Annotated in this window: 2 protein-coding genes; one reads left to right on the top strand and one right to left on the bottom strand. The window is 22.9% G+C overall.

From position 1 onward, the window contains the following. Positions 1-60: 60 nt before the first annotated feature. Positions 61-426 carry a hypothetical protein gene (locus BM072_RS15380; protein ID WP_092910820.1) on the bottom strand — a complete coding sequence of 122 codons (366 nt, stop codon included), beginning with the start codon at positions 424-426 and terminating at the stop codon, positions 61-63. Positions 427-549: 123 nt separating this feature from the next. On the opposite strand from BM072_RS15380, the gene BM072_RS15375 reads away from it, so the two are divergent. Further along, positions 550-1,086, top strand: a complete 537-nt coding sequence (locus BM072_RS15375) for a hypothetical protein (RefSeq protein WP_092910814.1) — start codon at positions 550-552, stop codon at positions 1,084-1,086. Positions 1,087-1,187: the final 101 nt, after the last annotated feature.

The following is a 1,187-nucleotide window of genomic DNA, read 5'->3' as shown; positions in this document are numbered from 1 at the left end:
CTTAAATTATAAAACGATTGAAGAATTTAATCAACAAAAAATTAGTTATAAAAATGTAGCTTAACTAATACTCCTATTTTTGTTTGCATATCCACTCTTTTTATTTTTTTCATATGTAGTTATAGATGTGAAATTTTTTTGAGCTAAAATACTAGGTTTTAAAATAGTTTGAATTAGTAATATATATTCACTTTTTGTTTCATTTCTAATTATATCCAACTGTTCATCATTTAAATGAAAAATAAATTTCTCATTACTAAATTCTAGAAAACTTGGATTAAGTAAAATATTTTTAATAATATTAGAAAAATCTGAATCTACCTTATTAGAAAAATCAACTCCTACTGAATAAAAATTATTCTTTATTAAAACAAACTTATCTTCTTCTTTTATAGAAAAATTATTTAAGTTTTTTTCTGTATGCAAATAATATTTAGGCGTAACTAAACATGAGGAGAATATAACAAATGATAGATAAATAAAATATTTCACTTTTCTTTAATTAAATATAATTACAATTTATATATTTAAATTGTAATTATAACTCTTATGAAATTAACTAAATTTTTCTTATTACTTCCTTTTCTTGGTAATGCTCAGCAGAGCAATGATACCTATAGAAATTCAGGAGTAATCGAAATAGGCACTCACGGTCTTAGTGTTGGATATGATATTCTTATTGGAAATAAATCATTTTTAAATTTTGAAACAGGAGTTGGAGGAGGATATAATCTAAATGACGATGCTGTTTCATATGTTTTCAATTTTTCAAAACCAACTCCATATGTAAAATCAAGTTATTCTTTCTTTTATAATAAGGATAAAAGAATTACAAAAGGTAAATCTTTGAAAAACAATTCTGGTAATTTCATAGAAGTTCAATTAAAATATTCCTTTGGAAATAAAAATGATATAGATTTAAACAAATCCTTATTAACAGATTTACATTGGGGTATTCAGAGATCTATAGGTTCTAATTTTTACTTTCGAACACATGTCGGTATAGGATACTTACAAGATTTTGATTTAAGTAAAGGAAACCTAACTCCTACATTAGGATTTAAATTCGGTTATAATCTTTTATAAAACATTTATAACACCTTTTATGTAAAATAGGATTTAAAATAAAAGAAGTCTATCAGAATATCTTTGATAGACTTTTTTATTTGTTGTTCAGTTGCATAGTT

Source organism: Algoriella xinjiangensis, assembly GCF_900115015.1.
GTDB classification, from domain to species: domain Bacteria; phylum Bacteroidota; class Bacteroidia; order Flavobacteriales; family Weeksellaceae; genus Empedobacter; species Empedobacter xinjiangensis.
The sequence above is the reverse complement of the archived record's forward strand: the minus strand, read 5'-3'. Positions and strand labels throughout refer to the sequence as shown.

Coding starts and splice junctions, on each gene's coding strand:
- BM072_RS15375 (WP_092910814.1), top strand. CDS start 550: ATGAAATTAACTAAATTTTTCTTATTACTTCCTTTTCTTGGTAATGCT.